Origin of the sequence: Pantoea sp. Sc1 (genome assembly GCF_000255315.1) — a bacterium.
GTDB classification, from domain to species: Bacteria; Pseudomonadota; Gammaproteobacteria; order Enterobacterales; family Enterobacteriaceae; genus Pantoea; species Pantoea anthophila.
In genome coordinates this window covers 2,644,342-2,664,419 of the sequence record NZ_AJFP01000001.1, presented here as the reverse complement: position 1 = coordinate 2,664,419, position 20,078 = coordinate 2,644,342, and the positions used below count along the sequence as shown (strand labels likewise).

The 20,078-nt window shown below is 53.7% G+C and carries 20 protein-coding genes, 3 tRNA genes and 1 pseudogene; 12 read left to right on the top strand and 12 right to left on the bottom strand.

The window, feature by feature from the left end:
- Nucleotides 1-18: 18 nt before the first annotated feature.
- From rutF to rutA, 5 genes are read right to left on the bottom strand one after another with little or no spacing between them, the layout of a single operon-like run.
- The gene (rutF, locus tag S7A_RS12365) at nt 19-531 is read right to left on the bottom strand and encodes an NADH-dependent FMN reductase RutF (protein ID WP_033736345.1); all 513 of its coding nucleotides are present in this window, start codon (nt 529-531) and stop codon (nt 19-21) included.
- 18 nt (nt 532-549) lie between these two features.
- Nucleotides 550-1,356, bottom strand: a complete 807-nt coding sequence (rutD, locus tag S7A_RS12360; RefSeq protein WP_009091000.1) for a pyrimidine utilization protein D — start codon at nt 1,354-1,356, stop codon at nt 550-552.
- Entirely contained in the window at nt 1,356-1,751 is a 396-nt protein-coding gene (gene rutC / locus S7A_RS12355; RefSeq protein WP_009090999.1) for a pyrimidine utilization protein C, read from the bottom strand. Before rutC ends, rutD begins: the two co-directional genes overlap by 1 nt.
- 17 nt (nt 1,752-1,768) lie before the next feature.
- Entirely contained in the window at nt 1,769-2,482 is a 714-nt protein-coding gene (rutB, locus tag S7A_RS12350) for a pyrimidine utilization protein B (RefSeq protein ID WP_033736577.1), read from the bottom strand.
- Entirely contained in the window at nt 2,482-3,573 is a 1,092-nt protein-coding gene (gene rutA, locus S7A_RS12345; RefSeq protein WP_009090995.1) for a pyrimidine utilization protein A, read from the bottom strand. The genes rutB and rutA overlap by 1 nt, the downstream gene beginning before the upstream one ends.
- Before the next feature lie 306 nt (nt 3,574-3,879).
- On the opposite strand from rutA, the gene rutR reads away from it, so the two are divergent.
- Together rutR and S7A_RS12335 are read left to right on the top strand one after the other, a co-directional pair.
- Nucleotides 3,880-4,515: an HTH-type transcriptional regulator RutR gene (gene rutR, locus S7A_RS12340; RefSeq protein WP_009090993.1), complete on the top strand. Its 636-nt coding sequence runs from the start codon at nt 3,880-3,882 to the stop codon at nt 4,513-4,515.
- Between the two features lie 38 nt (nt 4,516-4,553).
- Nucleotides 4,554-5,528 carry a metal-dependent hydrolase gene (locus tag S7A_RS12335; protein ID WP_009090991.1) on the top strand — a complete coding sequence of 325 codons (975 nt, stop codon included), beginning with the start codon at nt 4,554-4,556 and terminating at the stop codon, nt 5,526-5,528.
- A gap of 44 nt (nt 5,529-5,572) precedes the next feature.
- On the opposite strand, the gene cycA is transcribed toward S7A_RS12335, so the two are convergent.
- Nucleotides 5,573-6,973 (bottom strand): D-serine/D-alanine/glycine transporter, encoded by a 1,401-nt coding sequence (gene cycA / locus S7A_RS12330; RefSeq protein WP_009090989.1) that lies wholly within the window; start codon nt 6,971-6,973, stop codon nt 5,573-5,575.
- Between the two features lie 287 nt (nt 6,974-7,260).
- Between cycA and S7A_RS12325 the strand changes: the two genes are divergently transcribed.
- From S7A_RS12325 to S7A_RS12315, 3 genes are all read left to right on the top strand, one after another.
- Nucleotides 7,261-7,956 carry an extensin family protein gene (locus tag S7A_RS12325; protein ID WP_009090987.1) on the top strand — a complete coding sequence of 232 codons (696 nt, stop codon included), beginning with the start codon at nt 7,261-7,263 and terminating at the stop codon, nt 7,954-7,956.
- 1,165 nt (nt 7,957-9,121) lie between these two features.
- Nucleotides 9,122-9,844 carry a transcriptional regulator SdiA gene (sdiA, locus tag S7A_RS12320; RefSeq protein WP_009090985.1) on the top strand — a complete coding sequence of 241 codons (723 nt, stop codon included), beginning with the start codon at nt 9,122-9,124 and terminating at the stop codon, nt 9,842-9,844.
- Between the two features lie 119 nt (nt 9,845-9,963).
- Entirely contained in the window at nt 9,964-10,575 is a 612-nt protein-coding gene (locus tag S7A_RS12315; RefSeq protein ID WP_033736343.1) for an acyl-homoserine-lactone synthase, read from the top strand.
- Between the two features lie 37 nt (nt 10,576-10,612).
- Here the strand turns inward: S7A_RS12315 and S7A_RS12310 are convergent, their stop codons facing one another.
- Complete coding sequence (locus S7A_RS12310; protein ID WP_003849983.1) at nt 10,613-10,837, bottom strand: DUF2594 family protein; 225 nt, start codon at nt 10,835-10,837, stop codon at nt 10,613-10,615.
- Nucleotides 10,838-11,267: 430 nt separating this feature from the next.
- Between S7A_RS12310 and uvrY the strand changes: the two genes are divergently transcribed.
- From uvrY to S7A_RS12280, 6 genes are all read left to right on the top strand, one after another.
- Nucleotides 11,268-11,927 (top strand): UvrY/SirA/GacA family response regulator transcription factor, encoded by a 660-nt coding sequence (uvrY, locus tag S7A_RS12305; protein ID WP_009090981.1) that lies wholly within the window; start codon nt 11,268-11,270, stop codon nt 11,925-11,927.
- Nucleotides 11,920-13,752 (top strand): excinuclease ABC subunit UvrC, encoded by a 1,833-nt coding sequence (gene uvrC / locus S7A_RS12300; protein WP_009090978.1) that lies wholly within the window; start codon nt 11,920-11,922, stop codon nt 13,750-13,752. The genes uvrY and uvrC overlap by 8 nt, the downstream gene beginning before the upstream one ends.
- Nucleotides 13,753-13,821: 69 nt before the next feature.
- Entirely contained in the window at nt 13,822-14,370 is a 549-nt protein-coding gene (gene pgsA / locus S7A_RS12295) for a CDP-diacylglycerol--glycerol-3-phosphate 3-phosphatidyltransferase (protein ID WP_009090977.1), read from the top strand.
- 152 nt (nt 14,371-14,522) lie between these two features.
- Nucleotides 14,523-14,598: transfer RNA gene (locus S7A_RS12290), tRNA-Gly, on the top strand.
- A gap of 40 nt (nt 14,599-14,638) precedes the next feature.
- Nucleotides 14,639-14,712 (top strand) — tRNA-Cys (locus S7A_RS12285).
- Between the two features lie 10 nt (nt 14,713-14,722).
- Nucleotides 14,723-14,809 (top strand) — tRNA-Leu (locus tag S7A_RS12280).
- 104 nt (nt 14,810-14,913) lie between these two features.
- Here the strand turns inward: S7A_RS12280 and S7A_RS21650 are convergent.
- The 4 genes and pseudogenes from S7A_RS21650 to S7A_RS12265 all read right to left on the bottom strand — a co-directional run.
- Nucleotides 14,914-15,119: pseudogene (locus tag S7A_RS21650) on the bottom strand (integrase); the annotation flags it as partial.
- Between the two features lie 381 nt (nt 15,120-15,500).
- Nucleotides 15,501-16,580, bottom strand: coding sequence for an acyltransferase (locus tag S7A_RS12275; RefSeq protein ID WP_009090975.1), 1,080 nt, complete (start codon nt 16,578-16,580; stop codon nt 15,501-15,503).
- A gap of 429 nt (nt 16,581-17,009) precedes the next feature.
- On the bottom strand, nt 17,010-17,354 hold the full coding sequence (locus tag S7A_RS21105; RefSeq protein ID WP_009090973.1) for a glycosyltransferase family 25 protein: 345 nt from the start codon (nt 17,352-17,354) through the stop codon (nt 17,010-17,012).
- 584 nt (nt 17,355-17,938) lie between these two features.
- Nucleotides 17,939-18,136: a hypothetical protein gene (locus tag S7A_RS12265; RefSeq protein ID WP_009090971.1), complete on the bottom strand. Its 198-nt coding sequence runs from the start codon at nt 18,134-18,136 to the stop codon at nt 17,939-17,941.
- Between the two features lie 181 nt (nt 18,137-18,317).
- Here S7A_RS12265 and S7A_RS12260 point away from each other — a divergent pair, with 181 nt between their 5' ends.
- On the top strand, nt 18,318-18,515 hold the full coding sequence (locus tag S7A_RS12260; RefSeq protein ID WP_009090969.1) for a DUF6404 family protein: 198 nt from the start codon (nt 18,318-18,320) through the stop codon (nt 18,513-18,515).
- 38 nt (nt 18,516-18,553) lie between these two features.
- On the opposite strand, the gene S7A_RS12255 is transcribed toward S7A_RS12260, so the two are convergent.
- Nucleotides 18,554-20,059 carry a SulP family inorganic anion transporter gene (locus S7A_RS12255; protein ID WP_009090967.1) on the bottom strand — a complete coding sequence of 502 codons (1,506 nt, stop codon included), beginning with the start codon at nt 20,057-20,059 and terminating at the stop codon, nt 18,554-18,556.
- Nucleotides 20,060-20,078: the final 19 nt, after the last annotated feature.

Genomic DNA, 20,078 nt, shown 5'->3' with positions numbered 1-20,078 from the left:
GGTTTCAGGGAAGGGTTATCAGGCTTCCTGCCGCATCAGGGGATGGTATCCCCGGTCAAACCAGGCCAGGCCGTGAGAATCGTCGTTGCGCACCACGGCCAGGACTTCACAGAACAGGGTGTCATGGGTGCCGACGCTGACAATCTGAGTGATCCGGCAGTCAAAGGAGGCGACCGCGCCGCTCAGCACCGGCGAGCCGGTAACGGCCGTCGACCACTCTGCAGCCACAAACCGCTCAGCCATCGGGGTTTTACCACCAAACAGCGTGGAGAGCGCTTCATGGCCCGCCGCCAGGGTGTTGACGCAGAGCTGCATGTTTTCGCGGAACACCGGATAAACCGAGGCCGAACGGTTCAGGCAGACCAGCAGTGTAGGGGGCGCATCCGTGACACTGCACACCGCAGAGGCGGTGAAGCCTGCGCGTCCGGCAGGACCCTCCGTGGTAATGATGTTGACCGCCGCGCCCAGGCGCGACATCGCATGACGAAAGGCCGTTTTGTCAACGGCAGGGGTAAGGGTATCCAGGCTCATAATCTTCTCCGCAAAAGCTTAGACGACGCGCTGCAGGGGCTGCACGTCATCAGTCTGATCCAGCCACTGCAGCAGCCGGGTATTAAAGGTTTCGGCGTCGGTGACGCTCATGGCGTGTCCGCCCCAGGCCATTCTCTGCTCCGTGGCGTTGGGCAGTGCGGCAGCCAGCGCGGATGAGCAGCTCCACGGCACCAGCAGGTCATCTTCACTGGCGATCACCAGCACCGGTTGCGGGATTGCGGCTGCCCGGGCGCTGAAATCTGCGCTCATCAGAGCGTGTAGCCGGCGCATCAGGTTTTCCATTCCCTGAAAATGGGCGACATGATGACTGTCCTCCTGCTCAAGCCGCGTCTGATGCTGCGCCATCCACTCTGCCGGATAGAGAAACAGCGGCTGAGCACGGACAAAGGCCTCCACGCCGACGTTCAGCAGCAGATCCTGGCGCACCTGAAAGCAGCGGCGGGTATGGGGATGCAGCGACAACCAGCCGTTGATCACCACGATCCGCTCGATCCGCTCCGGGTAATCCAGCGCCAGCTGCATCCCCAGCAGGCCACCCAGCGCATGACCAATCAGGCTGAAGCGCAGGATGCCGTGCTGCGCCAGCGCATCGGCCAGCTCCGCCGCCATCATCGCCATGCTGTAGCCCTCCGGCAACGTGTCAGCACTGCGTCCGGTGCCGCGCTGGTCATAACAGACCACCCGATAGCGTGTCGTCAGCGCCGCCAGCTGTGGCTGCCAGAAACCGGCCACGCCGCCCAGCCCGGAGGAGAGCACCAGCGTCGGTGCATCGGGATTTTGCAGGCCCAGAATATCCAGCTGCATCAGACCTCCGGCTTGCCAATGTGGGCCACGCTGGCGATCTCAATCAGCGCATCCGGTTTGACCAGCCCGCACTGAATACAGAATCGGGCCGGTTTATCGCCGGGAAAGTAGTCGGCGTAGACCTGGTTCACCGCACCATAGTTTGCCCAGTCGGTGATAAAAATAGAGTTGAAGGTGACATCCGCCATCGTGCCACCCGCGGTTTCAATCACCTTTTTAATGGTTTCCAGCACGTGGCGGGTCTGCGCGGCGGCATCCCCGACGTGCACCACATTGTTGTCAGCATCAAACGGCAGCGTGCCCGAAACATAGACCACACCATCTGCCAGCGTGCCAGGGACAAACGGGGCGATGGGCGTCGTGGTGCCCGGTGGAACAATGATACTTTTTGGCATAGCGTCATCCTCGGTGATCAGGGGGCTTTCAGGCTTTCGCAGAAGGTATCGACATCCGATACCCAGCCAAAAAAGGTTTCGATATTGAACAGCGCCGCCTGCTGGGCAAATGGCGGGCCTGCCTGGTAGGTTGCGTCTTCCAGCACCACGCCGAAGTACTCCAGAAAGAAGCCATCGCGCAGCGTCGATTCCACACAGACGTTGGTGGCAATGCCGGTAAAGATCAGATGACGAATGCCGCGACTGCGCAGCATGCTGTCGAGCGGCGTGTTATAGAAGCCGCTGTAGCGCGATTTAGGCAGCACAATGTCCCCGGGCTGCGGCACCAGTTCATCCACCAGTGCGTAATCCCAGCCGCCTTTAGAAAGCAGCGTGCCCTGCAGTTCAGGTCGTTTGCGCATGGTTTTCAGCGCATTAGATTTGTGGAAGTTGGGCGAACCGGCATCACCGGCTTCAACATAGTCACTGTCCCAGCCGTTCTGGAACCAGATAATCTGCACGCCTGCGGCACGCGCCGCCGTCACTGCCTGATGAATCTTCGCTATCACCGGTTGCGTGGCGGAAACATCAAAGCCCGCCAGGTCAAGATAACCCCCTTCAGTGGCGTAGGCGTTCTGCATATCGACCACGATCAGCGCACTCTGACCGGGTGGAAAAGCAATCGGCTCTGGCCGGGCTGGCAGTTCGACCTGAGTCACGTCAGGCGTGTGAGCGCAGTAAACGGTATTCATCATGCCACCTCCTTCTGTGCATCCAGCAGGGCGCTGCGACAGCGCATCAGCGGCTGGATGTGCTGTCCGAAGTTCTCGATTCCTTCCAGGAAATCATCAAAGGTCAGCAGCACGCCGTGGGTGCCTTCAACCTGAGCCACTTCATCCAGCATCCGCGCCACGCTGGCCCAGGAGCCGACCAGGGTACCCATATTGATGTTGACGGCAGAGGTGGGGTCGGCCATCTGGCGCACGTTGGTGTCGCTGCCCGATTTGGTATCCTGCTGACTCTGGGTGGTCAGCCAGGAGAGCGCCTCTTCATCGGCACCGGCTTTGTAGTGTTCCCACTTCGCCCGCGCTTCCTCATCGGTTTCCGCGGCAATGATCATGAACAGGACGTAGGAGCCGACGTCGCGACCGGCTTTCTCCGCCGCCTGTTTCATGCGAATCGAGGTTGAGCTGAACGCGGCAGGGGTGTTTACCCCTTTACCAAAGCAGAAGTTGTAATCGGCATACTGTGCGGAGAAGGCCATACCGGCGTCGCTCTGACCGGCGCAGATGACCTTCATCGGGCGCTGCGGCTGCGGACTGACGCGACAGTCGTTCATGGTGAAGAATTCACCTTTAAAGTCCGATTTTCCGGTGCCCCACAGGTCGCGCAGCACGGTAACGTATTCGGTCAGATAGGCGTAGCGGCTGCTGAAGTACTCATCGCCAGGCCACATACCCATCTGTTCATATTCCGGTTTCTGCCAGCCGGTGACCAGGTTGACGCCGAAACGGCCGCCAGAGATGGAGTCAATGGTGGACGCCATGCGCGCCACAATGGCCGGTGGCAGCGTCAGGGTGGCGGCAGTGGCATAAATTTCAATACGTGAGGTGACGGCTGCCAGACCAGCCATCAGGGTGAATGACTCCAGGTTATGATCCCAGAATTCTGTTTTTCCGCCGAAGCCGCGCAGTTTGATCATCGAAAGCGCAAAGTCGAAATGGTAATGCTCTGCTTTCAGTACGATTGCCTTGTTGAGTTCGAAGGTTGGCATGTACTGCGGTGCATTGGAGGAGATCAGCCAGCCATTGTTACCAATCGGAATAAAGACGCCTATCTTCATGTGAAACCTCGTTGCGATGTGGGAAAGGTGTTTCACGCGCGGCACTGCATCCTGCCTCATCCCTGTGGGCTGCGCTCAGTCACAATTTTGCAAACCCTGTGCCACAATTTTTAATTGTTTATATAACAATGGGTTAAAATGAAGAGGAAAAATAAAAGTGGAGTGACTGGTCCATTTCAGACCGTTTGGTCAAAATTCGCTGCACGTTTTCCATGCAGGCTGAGCAAAAAAGGTGCAGCACGCTGGTTAGGCAGCCAGAGATCCCTTTGCTATGATGCGATGACACCTGACGGATGAGGTAAGGCAGTGAAAACCGATGAAAAAAAGCCAACGCGTCGTTCACGCGCGGTGGCGGCAAAGCGAGCGGCGATACTGGATGCGGCGCTGACCCTGTTCTCGCAGTTTGGTATTCATGGCACCAGCCTCGATAAGGTGGCCGAACTGGCAGACGTTTCCAAAACCAATCTGCTCTACTATTTTCCCTCGAAAGAGGCGCTCTATGTGGCGGTGCTGAAACAGATTCTGGATGTCTGGCTGGCGCCGCTGCGCGCGCTGGCGCACGATCAGGATCCGCTGATGGCCATCCGGCGCTATATCCGGCTGAAGCTGGAGGTGTCGCGCGATCATCCTCAGGCCTCCCGGCTGTTCTGCCTGGAGATGCTGCAGGGCGCACCGCTGCTGAAAGGGGAACTGGCGGGCGACCTCAAGCAACTGGTGGATGATAAGGCGGCGATAATTGAGCGCTGGATTGATGAAGGGCGTCTGGCTGGCGTCCAGCCGCAGCATCTGATCTTTATGCTCTGGGCCACAACGCAGCACTATGCCGATTTCGCCACGCAGGTGGAGGCGGTGACCGGACAGACCCTCAGCGACGCCGCGTTCTTTGAGCAGACTGTCGAGAACGTTCAGCGCATGATCATTGAAGGCATCCGCGTACGCTGATTCCGCGCAGATTCACGGTTCGGTAACGGAGTTAATCTATGGATTCTGTTTCGCAGTGGGTACTGGGCGCCTCCGTCAGCGTCGCGGTGATGGGGCGTCGGGTTCCGATCTGGCAGGCGGCACTGGTTGGGGGTGTCTGCGGCACCCTGCCCGATCTGGATGTCTTTATCGATCATGGCGATGCAATACGCAACATGACGCTGCATCGCACCGAAAGTCATGCGCTGCTCTGGCTCACGCTGATCTCCCCGCTGGTTGCCTGGCTGGTGGCGGGGCTATGTCGTCAACGGGTGGCATGGCGGGCGTGGTGGCCCGCCATCTGGCTGGCACTGATCACGCACCCGCTGCTCGACCTGATGACGGTGTATGGCACCCAGCTTGGCCTGCCGCTCACTGACTTTCCCTATGCGATTGGCAGCATCTACATTATCGATCCCCTCTATACGCTGCCGCTGCTGGTAGGGCTGGCTGTGGCGCTCTGGCGTGGCGGCGAACGGGGGCTGCGCGGCAACCGGCTGGGATTAACGCTGAGCTCGCTTTATCTGGTCTGGAGCGTGGTGATTCAGGGCGTGGCAGGCTGGCAGATCCGGCAGTCGCTGACCGGGCAGGGGATTCCGACCGATAAGGTACTGGTGACGCCAACGGCGTTCAATACGCTGGTCTGGCGCAGCGTGATCCTGACCGGCGACCGTTATGGCGAAGCTTACTGGTCGTTACTGTCGCCTTCGCGTCCGCTACAGGTGACGTGGTATCCGCGTCATCCCGAACTTTACAAAGGGTTTCGTGGCAGCTGGTATGCAGAACGCGTCGCCTGGTTCAGCCACGGTTTTTATGGCCTGCGTGAGCAGGATGGGCAGACGACGATAGCTGACCTGCGTATGGGCGAAGGGGAAAAGTATACCTTTACCTTTGGTCTCGGCACGCCTCAGCAGCCCGATCCCCGGCCGCAGCGCTTACCTTCTGAACGGCCGTCGTTGTCCGCCAGCTTTTCTGCGCTGGGCGAACGCCTGTAAAAAAGCCCGGTCATCTGACCGGGCTTCCTCTCTGACAGGCAGAATTAGCGACTGCGTGAGCCGCGATGACGCAGCCACCAGCCCACACCCAGCAGGGCGAACCAGAGTGGCGTCACCATCAACGCCTGGCGCGTATCATCCTGCAGGGTCAGCAGCACCAGCACAAAGGCAAAGAAGGCCATGCAGACCCAGCACATCAGCTTGCCCAGCGGCATCTTAAAGCCGGATTCCGCATGACGCTGCGGATGCTTTTTGCGATAGGCCAGATAGCTGCACAGGATGATAGTCCAGACAAACATAAACAGAATCGCCGAGACGGTAGTTACCAGAGTAAAGACCGTCATCACATCCGGGATCAGGTAGATTAACGCCACGCCCGCCAGCAGGCAGAAGCAGGAGAAAAACAGACCGGTGGTCGGGACGGCGCGGGCTGAGAGCCGGCCAAAGGCGCGGCTGGCAACCCCCTGCTGTGACAGACCATAGAGCATCCGGCTGGTGGAGAAGATGCCACTGTTCGCAGAGGAGGCTGCTGAGGTCAGCACCACAAAGTTGACGATACTCGCGGCAGCGGGCAGGCCAATCAGGACAAACATCTCAACAAACGGGCTGCGATCGGCCATCACCTGGGTCCATGGCGTCACCGCCATAATAACCATCAGCGCCAGCACATAAAACATAATGACCCGCAGCGGGATGGCATTAATCGCGCGTGGCAGGACTTTATGCGGATCGTGAGTCTCTGCCGCCGCCGTGCCAACCAGTTCAATCCCGACAAAGGCGAACACCGCAATCTGGAATCCGGCAAAGAAGCCGCTGAGCCCTTTCGGGAACAGTCCGCCATGATCCCAGATGTTGCTCAGTGCCGCCGTACCGCCGCCCGGAGAGGGGTAGTGGATGGAGACCAGCACAATGCCCGTCACGATCAGCGCGACAATGGCGACGATTTTAATAATCGCAAACCAGAACTCCATCTCGCCGAACAGCTTAACGGTCGCAATGTTAAGCGCCAGAAAGACCACCACGCAGAGCAGGGCGCTCATCCAGATCGAGAAGCCCGGAAACCAGAGCTGAAAATAGGCGCTGATGGCCACCACGTCAGCGATGCCGGTGACCACCCAACAGAACCAGTAGGTCCAGCCGGTAAAGTAGCCTGCCCAGGGGCCGAGCAGATCCGCGGCAAAGTCGCTAAACGATTTATACTCCAGATTGGAGAGCAGCAGTTCTCCCATCGCGCGCATGACAAAGAACAGCATAAAGCCGATGATCATATAGACGAAAATGATCGAGGGGCCGGCCAGGCTGATGGTTTTACCTGAGCCCATGAACAGGCCGGTTCCGATCGCGCCGCCGATGGCGATCAGCTGAATGTGTCGGTTGTGCAGGTTGCGCCGTAGCTTGTCGGGGCCTTCCTGCGTCAAGGGGACATCTTTAGATTGATCGACCATAGAATACTCTTTCCTGTCTTGATGTTGTGTCAGCTCTGCTGGCTGATAATGAATAGCCTTACCCGAAGGGCTGGTCGGCATAAGATAGAGGAAGTCACCCCAAAGCCGGTAACAGTTTTTTACCTGATGTGACACCGGCCATGGTCAGCCAGAGCAATCGTTGCGCATTCTGGTTAATCCTGCGTCAGCCAGGGTAAGGATTCATCACGTTATGTCAGTTGCACAGCGCAGCGTGAATCTGGCTTCTACACTTTTTGTTTGCTAATCATCATGCTGCGAGAGGGGTTATGCGCACGCTTATCCTGTTTTTGCTGTTAATCGCGCTGGGCTGGATGAGTCTGCCATGGCTGAAGCAGCATCTGCCACCGCAGTTCAATCCCTTTACCCCGCTCGCCGTTACCGATCCTCCGGGCTGGATGACGCAGCTTAAGATGAAACGGCTGGCCGGCGATCCCGATGCCTGCCTTGCCGTGATGCGCCGCGCTCAGCAGGCCGGTTGGGTGACGTTCAGCGAACGACCGGCAGTGACGGGCAACTGTCCCCTCAGCGACCCGCTGCGCATTCAGCGATTTGGTCCGGTGAGCCTCAGCAGCAGCTTTCTGGCGAGCTGTCCGATGGCGGTTGCCAGTACGATGTATGCCCTGCGCAGTCGTCAACAGACCGCCAGGGATATGCAGAGTCCACTGGTACGGATTACGCATGTTGGCAGCTATGCCTGCCGTAACATTTATCATCGCGCGCAGGGGCGATTGAGTGAACATGCCACCGCCGATGCCTGGGATGTGACCGGCTTCCAGCTGGCGGATGGTCAGCAGCTTGAGGTCAGTCGTCACTGGCAGCAGCCCGGGCAAAAAGCGGCCATGCTGCATACCTTGTGGCGGGGGGGATGTGAGGTGTTTGGCAATGCGCTGGGCCCGGATTACAACACGGCACACGCTTCACATTTTCATCTGGGGATGCGGGGCGCGGGCTATTGCCGGTAAATCATCAGTCAGGACTAATACCATCTTTGATTAATAATTGATCGGCTATCTGTAAAAATTCAGTCCAGTTATCTGCTGGAATCTGGCACCGGCCGGAAATCATTCATTCGCTGAGAGAACAACATTAAGGCATTTGATTTTAGTGCCATCTATTTAAAGAGTAAAACTGTCCGCCGAATAAATGCGCTATTCCCTTTTTCTCCTCTCTCATCAAATACTCGTCACTGAGCGACAGAATGAAAATATTTCACCATGCAGACAGCCGAATTAAGTGAAATGAGAAGGGAAAATTAACAAATGCGCTGAGGCGTTATCTCTGTTTTTTTACAGACAGGATTATTTTTCAGATAGTTTAACCCGGTGACTACCTTTAATGTCATTCTGCTGACTAAACTACGATAAAGGGTGAGCCTGCTAACGAAACAGCCGCTTCGCTTTTAACGGGATCGAAATCAGGCTGAAGAGATAAGTAAGGCTTATCAGGAAGCGATTTTTTGCCTGACCTTTTCTTTTGCAGGCTGTCAGGATGATAAACAGCAAAAAGCCGCCGGATGGCAGAAGAAAATAGAGGGTGGTCAGGAGCCGCGGGTTAACTTAAGCAACAGAACTGGCGCAGGTCTGCAGAAAAACGCAGCACAACATTTGCGCTCCTGAGCCCGCAGCGGCAGGCCAGCGAGCCTCTCCGCCTGCCTCGCCGCGTTTCCCAGCGGCTGGATGATCCGGCAGCCAGGTGCATGCCGGAGAGGTTTAAAAACGCCGATCTTATTTCCTGATGAGAAATATGTTGGCGGTTCCTGGGGAGGCAGCGTTAATCGAATTGAATTAACGTCTTGTTTACTCATTATTTACTCAATAAGCAGTAGCGCTATTTATTATTTCCGCTCCCTTTGCAAATTTGCGATAAAGTGTCACCAGGTGACAGGCATTGAAATCCTATAAGAAAAATCTTATTCTTAGGGTGTGATTGAAAATGGCGTGACTGACCTCACATTGCCCGGACAGGGACACGTTTTCACTCCGCCATGACGATGAAAGGTAAAAGGCGCTTCATCAGGCAACGGATTCATCTCTGACGATATATTCATTTTTTCTGAAAAATTTAAACTCTCTGATGAGTCTGATTGAATAGCATCGGAAGGGCGGGTGAAAATAATGCTGAGGCAATATGAGTAGTGAAAATTATTTCGCCTGGCGAAGCAGTGTGAAAGAACAATTTCAGGCATTAACGACCTCATCTGAATTGAAGGCGTTATTGCAACATTTTACGGAATCATTAGGCTTCGATTATTTTGCTTTTTTGATTCAGCACCCGGTGCCATTTACCCGACCGCGCATTCATTTATACAGCACCTATCCCACATTATGGGTTAAGCGCTATGAGAAGCAGAATTATTACGCGGTAGACCCGGTGCTCAGCTTGTGTCAGCGACCAGGGAGGGGGATGGCATGGACGGAGGCGCAGTTTGCTGACGCAGGCAACCTGTGGCGGGAGTCGCGGGAATATGGGCTTCAGAGCGGTTTTTCTTGCTCTGCAATGGCACCAAATCGCGTCATTGGTATATTATCTATATCGTCCCAACAGCCCATTTCTGTCCAGCTCTGCCATGCTGAGCTGGAGGTGAAACTCCACCTTTTAGCGGAACTAAGCCTGGATACGCTGGAACGCTTTAGCGATGATGCGATGATGGTACTGAAAAATGCGTTAAGTCAGCGCGAGCTGGAAATTCTGAAATGGACAGCCGAAGGAAAAACGGCGGTCGAGATTTCACTTATTTTATCCATCTCTGAACATACCGTTAACTTTCATCAAAAAAATATGCAAAAGCGTTTCAATGTTTCCAATAAAACGCAGATTGCCTGTTATGCAGCCGCAATCGGACTGATTTGAACATCAACAACTGCCACCTTTGGCAGTTTCTTTGTACGGGTCAGTTGTCTACCCTGCGCCGGAACTTTGCCAGGCTGGCGCAAAAAATCATTGCAACATGGGGATGTCAGAGGCGCATGATGAAAATAGTGCAAACGCAGTTAAAGGATATGCCATCCTCTTTGCTCGCCGAGCTGGGCAGCTACCGTTACAGCGTCTTTGCGCGCGGCGAAGGGTGGTCTATTCCGCCGCGCCTGAGCACGCCAGGACAGGAGTATGATCGCTATGATCGTTCAGATGTGACCTGGCTGATCGCATGGAATGCCCGAGCAGGGATCTGCGGCTGTGCCCGCCTGATGCCCTGGTTTGAGCCTGAGCAGAGTGAAGGCATCGTGCTGCCTTTCAGCCATGAGAAAGTCTGGGAAATGTCGCGCTTCTCTGCACGCCTGGATGTGGATGCCGAACTGCCGCTGAACATACTCTGGCACGCGGTACAGCTGGCGGAACTGCACGGCATGGAGTACATCATCAGTTCGGCAACGCCAATGCTGGAGAAGATGTTTGAGCAGCATCAGGTGGTCTATGAGCCGCTCACACCCGGCCTGATTCTGTCAGAAGATAATCTGTTTGCGATCCGTATTCCGGTGACTCAGCCTGCGCTGGCAGAGAAGTATCGGGGCACCCGACGCTTCAGCCCGGAAGAGGTGCTGCCGACGCTGGGTGTGTCGGTCAACTGGCAGTCGCATAATTAGGCCAATTGCCCCCGCGGCTGGGGGCAACACAACACGCTTACTGACGGTAGGCGGTTTTAATCTGCTTGATGGTATTGCTGAACACTTCCGCCTGCGGTTTGTCGCCCAGCGTCTGTACATAGCGTTCCATGTTAATAATCACTTTTCCCGCATCAGCCTGACCCATCCCTTTCAGAATCAGGGTGATCATCATCTTCAGCCCCGCGATTTCATCCGCTAATTTCCGGGCTTCCTGGGAAGTTGCAAAATCTTCATCGCTCATGAGTTTCTCCTTGGTGAATGACAATGTGTCGGCAATCTGTCCGCACAGCAGTGCGTGAGTATACCACAGGGGAGGTAAGTTGCTGATGGTGCCGGTCCGCTTTGCCGTTAAAGGCCGTTTCGTCCAGCACAACTAATCAATCGCTGAAAGTAATCACACGATTGACTGGCCCGGAGCGGACAGCAATGCGTTGTAGACAGGATTACCGAACGCGGTTGTTAATCTTCTGAAATACAGAGAATTTAATCAATATGCAACGATGCTGATGATGAGCAGAAAAGTCTGATGCGACGCGCCACGCCCGGCTGAGGGTAATGATGCAATGCGTCCACTGTTTTGCTTTGTTGATGTGCTTTTGGGGCAAAAGCGGGTATGATTACCGCTCACATTACCTGATTGCTTCCTCTTTTTAGCCTCTGGAGTTTCCCCGTTGATCAGTGTGCTTCTTGTTGATGACCATGAACTTGTCCGTGCCGGGATCCGTCGTATCCTGGAGGATGTTAAAGGGCTGGCCGTGGTCGGAGAGGTTAACTGCGGCGAGGATGCGGCCAAATGGTGCCGGTCCAATCAGGTGGATGTCATTCTGATGGACATGAATATGCCGGGTATTGGCGGGCTGGAAGCGACGCGAAAAATCGTGCGCTACAACCCTGATATCAAAATTATCATGCTGACTATCCATACCGAAAATCCGCTGCCTGCCAAAGTCATGCAGGCGGGGGCCGCGGGTTACCTCAGTAAAGGGGCCGCGCCGCAGGAAGTTATCAACGCGATTCGTTCGGTCAATGCCGGCCAGCGCTACATCGCGTCAGACATCGCCCAGCAGATGGCTCTGAGCCAGATTGAACCACAAAAAGCGGAATCTCCCTTCAGCTGTTTGTCGGAAAGGGAATTGCAGATTATGCTGATGATCACCCGAGGACAAAAGGTGACGGAAATTTCCGAGCAGTTAAATCTCAGTCCTAAAACCGTTAACAGTTACCGCTATCGGATGTTCAGCAAACTGAATATCAGTGGCGACGTCGAGTTAACGCATCTGGCCATTCGACATGGCCTCTACAATGCGGAGCCGTTAATCAGTAGTGAATGACGTTTTTGATTCCAGAGCTTTTCTGAGTACGGTAACCAGCAAGCCCGGTGTTTACCGCATGTATGACGCCTCAGGCACCGTCATCTATGTGGGCAAAGCCAAAGACCTGAAGAAGCGTTTGACCAGCTACTTCCGCACGCAGGTCGGCAGCCGCAAAACCGAAGCGCTGGTCAGCAATATCCAGCACATCGATGTCACCGTAACCCATACCGAAACCGAAGCGCTGCTGCTTGAGCATAACTACATCAAGCTCTATCAGCCGCGCTATAACGTCCTGCTGCGCGATGATAAATCGTATCCCTACATATTCCTCAGCAGCGATACCCATCCACGTCTGGCGATGCACCGTGGCGCAAAACATGCCAAAGGCGAATACTTCGGCCCGTTTCCGAATGGCTACGCGGTGCGTGAAACCCTGGGCCTGCTGCAAAAAGTATTCCCTATCCGCCAGTGCGAAAACAGCGTCTACCGCAATCGCTCCCGGCCCTGTCTGCAATATCAGATAGGCCGCTGCCTGGGTCCCTGTGTGGCCGGGCTGGTCAGTGAAGAGGAGTATGCGCAGCAGACCGACTATGTGCGCCTGTTCCTGGCCGGTAAAGATGATCAGGTGCTTAATCAGCTGGTCAGACGCATGGAAGAGGCGAGTACCGGGCTGCGTTTTGAAGAGGCGGCACGACTGCGCAACCAGATTCAGGCCGTGCGGCGGATCACTGAAAAGCAGTTTGTCTCAAATCAGGGGGATGACCTCGATGTCATGGGCGTAGCGTACGACGCCGGTATGGCCTGTCTTCACGTGCTCTTTATTCGTCAGGGTAAAGTGTTGGGTAGCCGCAGCTACTTCCCGAAAGTCCCGGTGGATACCGATCTGGCCGAGGTGGTGCAGACCTTTGTCGGGCAGTTCTATCTGCAGGGCAGTGAGGCTCGCACCCTGCCGGGTGACATCCTGCTGGACTTTACCCTGCCAGAGCGCGAGCTGCTAGCTGAGTCTCTGAGTGAACTGGCGGGACGCCGGGTTAACATTCAGAGCAAGCCGCGCGGCGATCGCGCCCGTTACCTGAAGCTGGCGCGCACCAATGCCGCGACCGCGTTAACCACGCGTCTCTCTCAGCACTCCACTATTCATCAACGCCTGATGGCGCTGGCGGAGTTCCTTGAGCTTGACCGGATCACGCGCATGGAGTGTTTCGATATCAGTCACACCATGGGTGAGCAGACCATCGCTTCCTGCGTGGTCTTTGACCAGAACGGTCCGCTGCGCGCCGATTATCGCCGCTATAACATCAGTGGCATTACACCGGGCGATGACTACGCCGCCATGAACCAGGTGCTGCGTCGCCGCTATGGTAAAGCCATTGAAGAAGAGAAGATCCCGGATGTCATTCTGATTGATGGCGGTAAAGGGCAGCTGGCGCAGGCGATACAGGTCTTTGCGGAACTGGACGTGCCCTGGGATAAGACGCGGCCGATTCTGCTCGGCGTGGCTAAAGGCAGCGATCGTAAAGCCGGACTGGAGACGCTCTTCTTTGAAGCCGAAGGTGAGGGCGTTTCGCTGCCGCCTGATTCGCCCGCGCTGCATGTGATCCAGCACATTCGTGACGACGCTCACAATCATGCGATTTCGGGCCACCGTAAAAAACGGGCGAAAGTAAAGAACACCAGTGCACTGGAGAGCATCGAAGGGGTGGGGCCAAAACGACGTCAGCAACTGCTCAAGTACATGGGGGGCCTGCAACCGCTGATGAATGCGTCGGTGGAGGAGATCGCCAATGTGCCGGGTATCTCTCATGCGCTGGCAGAAAAAATATACTACTCACTGAAACACTAGCATTGAAACGGGGGGGGCAATGTAGGAACATAGGCTAAATTCTACCTATATCCAGACAGTTACCGGCATATGCAATTAAACATTCCGACGTGTCTCACCCTGTTTCGAGTCGTGCTCATCCCGTTCTTTGTGCTGGCTTTCTATCTGCCGTTCACCTGGGCACCGCTTGCTACCGCATTGATTTTTGTCTTTGCAGCCATCACCGACTGGTTTGATGGCTTCCTGGCGCGCCGCTGGAAGCAGACGACGCGTTTCGGGGCTTTTCTCGATCCGGTGGCGGACAAAGTCATGGTCGCGATTGCGCTGGTGCTGGTCGCAGAATATTTCCACGCCTGGTGGATTACTCTTCCTGCCGCAACCATGATTGCGCGCGAGATCATTATCTCTGCGCTGCGTGAGTGGATGGCGGAGATTGGCAAACGCAGCAGTGTATCGGTGTCCTGGATTGGTAAAGTCAAAACCACGGCTCAGATGTTCTCACTGTTTGCCTTGCTGTGGCGTCCGGATGCGACCATTGTGGCGGTGGGTGTCGTCGCGTTGTATGTGGCTGCGGTGCTGACTTTCTGGTCAATGTTCCAGTATTTAAGCGCGGCGCGCGGCGATCTGCTCGAACCGTGATCGATACGATTTAAAAAGCAGCAAACGGACAGGCGGTGAGGATAATTTTATTGACTCATCGCGTCAGGTCAGTAGAATGCAACGCATCGAAAGGCAGCGTGTCTGTCAGAAGATAAGTAAAATCAGCAGGTTCGACGAAATTGCTGAAAATTGCGGGAATAGCTCAGTTGGTAGAGCACGACCTTGCCAAGGTCGGGGTCGCGAGTTCGAGTCTCGTTTCCCGCTCCAGATTCGCAGGTCAGGTTAACCTGGCGGCACATCAGTTTAAGGCGCGTTGGCAGAGTGGCTATGCAGCGGATTGCAAATCCGTGTACCTCGGTTCGACTCCGGGACGCGCCTCCAGTTACACCCTGCCCGGGTGGTGAAATCGGTAGACACAAGGGATTTAAAATCCCTCGATCGTAAGGTCGTGCGGGTTCAAGTCCCGCCCCGGGCACCATATCGATTTACCAATAAAATCAATGATAAGCAGTGTCGTATGGCCGCCTCATAAGGGCGGTTTTTTTGTGCATGAATTCAGCTTTCTGATATCCATTCCTGATATTATTTCCCTTTCACCTGTCCGCCAACGACTGGAACCACCACTATTTTTCTGTCATAAGCGGCTGTCTGCTCCACGTTTTTATGCCCCGTTATTGCTTTTTTCTCGTAAAGGTACCCTCCAGATCGGAAACTCCCTTAGTCTTCGGATCATGGAATGTGAGATCAAACAGTAACTCCGGAAATTTTAACATTGCCGCCTCACGCGCAGTACTAAAGTGCTCAGCCCGACGGATTTCTCGTGGGTATGATCGGGATATTAACACGGCGTCGTTAACTGGCTGGTCCAGCGATGCGATTCTGATTTCGGACAGTCAATATGAAAAACTGTTTGAAGGGCAGGCTAGTGGCAGAATATTCACTACGGATGACAGCGTCAGACCTGTTTCAACAGACCTGCGATTGACTGGCAGGCGAGGGGTGAGCAACAGTGTCAGAACTTACTAATCACTACCAGTGAGGTAACAGCCGATTAGCGAACAGAATTACAATTGGATATGATCAGCGACGAGGACAAAGTAAGCCCGACCGCATGGGCGAGCCAGCCTAAAATTTAAATCACCGCCATTTCTGACGGATCAATTTAAACCCTATAAAACTGCTTGCTTATCAGGTTTGGGGATGAGTCTATTTCTTATGAGGTTGCAAAGATTAGTTTCAAACAGCTTATAGAATATTATAGAAAATAAAACCGTAAGGGTCAGAGCTAACAAAAATGCTATTAAACCTGAATATAGCCCGTGATAGTGTTGGGCTATAATTTTTCTGGCTATTGATAAACCGTGTGGATGCATCAAATAAACAGAAAACGATACGGTACCAATCGATGTTAAAATTTTAGGAGGTCTGATTCCATACTGATATTCATAACTGATAGTTGTTAGTATTAAGAAAAAAGAAGCGGCAAAGAAATCGTAACTACCGTTTCCCGGAAGGCTGCCAAAGCCTAGAGTAATATATGTAAAATATAGCGCGGTTAGTGATACTGCTGCTCTGCCAACTATTTTTGAGTGATATAGTCTGAAGTTAATTGCTATGTATCCGATAAACAGACCAGCTAAAAACTCTAACATCATCCCATTAGTTATCAGTGCCAAATATCCATAATATCCATAATTCATGCTGGTCAATGAAGTCCTATAACCATGAGTAGCGACTGGAAGTGAGACGGAACATGCAATAATTAAAGTGATAACTAGGTTTTTATAATTCCTAAAAATTAAGGCGAGAGCACAGATGCTATAAAAGACAAATTCATAGTTAAGCGACCAACCAACAAAAAGCCGCGGATAACCAAAGAAGGGGGCAGGTTGCATAATGTCAGCTGGAAGAAAAGTGAAAGCATGCAGGGCTGAATACCATTTATCCCATGAGTTACCTGCTATAAAAATTGTCGCTATGACGTATGGTGGAACAATACGGCAAATTCTTTTTGTGAAGAATACGGCTGAGGATTTAATTCCACCATTTTCGGTTAGAGAAATATAATAAAAAACAAACCCACTTATAATAAAAAACAAATCAACGCCGATTGCACCCTGAGCAAAAATCCAATTAGCCAAAGGAATGTCCGATGCCAAATCGGTTCGGAAATGAAACATTACGACCAGCATCGCCGCGAGACCGCGCATAGATTGTATTGAGTGAAGTTTTTTCTGTTCAAAATGCATTGTATGCAAAATCCTTTTAAATAATGGTTTACTTAATTATTTTGATAAAAGCTCTCATAAAAGATGTCCAGATTAAACGCCTGAGTTTGATTTTTAATGGTCTGCGTTTCTTTATTTCACTCCAGGCATATTCTTTTTTCTCTATTATCCAATTGCAATTTTTATGCGATTGTATTGTCGAAAAGTGAGAGTGTTCTGTCTTTCTTATTATTGATGGTATTACAGCTTCAACATTGCAAACGGAATACTCTTTTAGTATTTGCCATCTGTCAGCCACCATCCAAACGGGATAAAGAAAAGTGGCGAGATTTTTAGCTGCTTGATTATTGATGATGTATCCATGTGAGCACGATGCTTCAAGCACACTATGAATGCTTAATTTTTGGTCTAATATGCATCTTGGCTTGGAGATATATTGTGAGACTTCAGTTAGCAGGGTAACCGTAGGGTATGGGTTTTGTTTTGTTTTAAATGATGCATAACCTGAATGATTTGGTAATCAAGTTGTGCGTCGTCTTCAAGTATTAACGCGAAGGGTATATTGTTGCTGACAATTTTTCTATAAATTTTGATGTGGCTTAGAGCGCAACCTATTTCGCCAGAGGTTACCGCGTAATTAAGTGTTTTGGTATGCTTCACGATTTCATCATAATTAAGTTGAGAACCGTCTACAGCCTCAACGATTTCATAATCAAGCTGAAGCAGGGACAGTTGCTGTTCGATGGATGCCCGCCTTTCGGGGGACCGAGCTAAATTTATAACAAATATTTTCATAATTTAAACCTTTGTGAACCAATGGTTGCTGGTTTTTATATCAGCAACGAACATAACCGCTGTGTTAGAGGTTTTTTTTGATTCAGGTTCGCAATCTGTTTGATGTTCTAAATAAAGAATTGTCTTTTGGGAATGCCATGCCTCGCCATAAGATAGAAAATCACGGAATGAGCCTCGAAAATTTTTAGATGCGCACTTTAATTTGTACGCTTTATTTTTAGTATGATGCCTCACATTTAACAGGAGGCTCTATGGATAATAACTTCGAAGCGCAGTATATGACGCAGCATGCACGGCAATGGGTGAGGCTGTTTGGCAACTAATAGCCAATGATATGCCGGTGACGGGTGAGGCCATAGCCAGCATGATTGGAACACTCGCAGAGCACCGACCTGATGTAGCGGACAGCATCGCGTTATCAGTGTTGTGTCAGGCGTAACGCTTTCGCTGCCAGATCAGCCGTCGGGTAATGAGATTGAACAGGGGCAGGATGGGGGAATAGCGTCGCTGCCTGCAGGCAGAATGGGTAACGTCCCATGCGGGGCGGCATCAGCCAGCCTGCGGGGCAGGCTGGCTGATTAATATCAGGCCTGAGGCTGACCTGCCGGACCGACGCCACCGGGTGCGCCCACCGGTGCCTGTCCACCCGGCGGCGGCGGCGGTGGGGCATCTTTGCCTGGTGGCGGCGGAGGCGGGGCATGTCTGGGCGGTGGGGTCGGTGCGCAGGCGGTCAGCGTAGCAAGGATGGTCAGCGTCGATAACAGATAAGCAGTACGTTTCATCGTAATTCCCTGATCGGTTAAGCGGAGCGTTAAGTATAGATAAGCGCCGTCAAAACGCCTGACGTGAAGCAGACGGCAATGTTATTGTCGATTATTTGAGATGCTTCGCAACTTGTGCACGGTAACCATGCGTTTCAGACCAGAGATCGCTAAGGTAGCGCATCAATTAAGAGGAGTGGTTATGAATGGCATAATGAAGTTCGTCCGCGGCTGGCTGGTCTTTTCTCTCTTGTGGGGCGTGTTCATGTGGTTTATGTCATGGCAGGAGCAGGGCAAAGCGCCGGGTCTGGCAATTCTGATGAGTCTCTATGCGGGATTAATCTATCAGGCTCTGATGACGATGGTCGGCCGCTACCGGACGCGGCGTCAGCAGGCGTAGCAGGTTCTGCTGCCGCAGAGGCAGCAGAACCGCGCACGTTAACCGAAGTTACCGGTTAGACGCTGATGGAAGTCGGTACTGCGTGAATCCAGCCCCTCAATCGTCACTTCGGCACCATATCTTTGATAGCGATACTCAATGCCATCCAGCGCCGCGACGCTGGACGCATCCCAGATCTGCGCGTGGGTTAAATCGATCGTGACCTTTTTGGGATCGTGAGCGTAATCGAAATGCTCAAACAGGTCGTTGCTGCTGGCGAAGAAGAGCGGGCCGCGCACGACATAGCGCACCGACTGACCATCATCGCTCAGCTGACGCTCTGCATGAATAACATGCGCAATGCGGCGGGCAAAGAGCAGCATGGCAAGGATCACCCCCGTAAGCACACCCAGCGCCAGATTGCCCGTCCAGACCGTGACCGCCACCGTCAGCACCATAATCAGCGTTTCTGACCACGGCATACGCTTCAGGGTGGCGGGCTGCAGGCTGTGCCAGTTAACGGTTTTCACCGCGACGACCATCATGATGCCCGCCAGAACCACCATCGGGATCTGCGCCATAATCTGACTCAGTCCGGTCACCAGTAACAGCAGAACCAGACCGGCCGCGACGGTAGAGACCCGGCTGCGTGCCCGACCCAGTTCCACGTTGACGATGGTCTGACCGATCATCGCACAGCCCGCAATACCGCCATAGAAGCCCGCCAGGATATTCGCCACGCCCAGGCCCCAGGATTCACGGCGCTTACTGGAGGGGGTATCCGTCAGATCATCGACCAGTTTGGCGGTCAGCAGCGACTCCATCAGCCCGACAAACGCGATACTCAGTGCCGTGGGCCAGATAATCTGCAGCGTCTGCAGGTTCAGGGGCACCAGCAGCGTATTCAACCCGGGCAGGCCAGGGCTCATCGGCCCCTCGTCACCCACGTTCGGCATGCGATAGCCCATCAGCAGTGCCACCGCCGTCACTACCACAATGGCGACCAGCGGGGAGGGCACACTTTTTATCAGGCGCGGCAGCAGCAGCACAATGGCCAGGGTGACGGCAAAGAAGATCCATACCAGGGGTGACTGACCCCAGACGTGCGGCACCTGCGCAAAGAAAATCAGGACCCCAAGCGCATTCACGAACCCCAGCATTACCGAGCGGGGAATGTAACGCATCATGCGCGCCAGACCGGCCAGGCCAAACAGAATCTGGATGATGCCGCCCAGCACAACGGCGGGCAGAATATATTCCACGCCATGCAGATGCACCATCGGCCCGATGACCAGCGCCACGGAACCGGCGGCAGCCGTGACCATTGCCGGGCGACCGCCCAGAATCGACAGGGTCAGACAGAGTACCACCGAAGCCACCAGGCTGACTTTCGGGTCGACACCGGCAATCACGGAAAAGGAGATCACTTCGGGGATCAGGGCCAGCGCGGTAATCACACCGGCCAGGCATTCGCGGGTCAGCAGCGCAGGCGAACGCAGTACGCGCCCCGTGCTGATATCGCCCGCCACAACGTCAGTTGCGGTAACATCATTAGTCTGGGTCATAAAGGATTGCAGGCTCTTT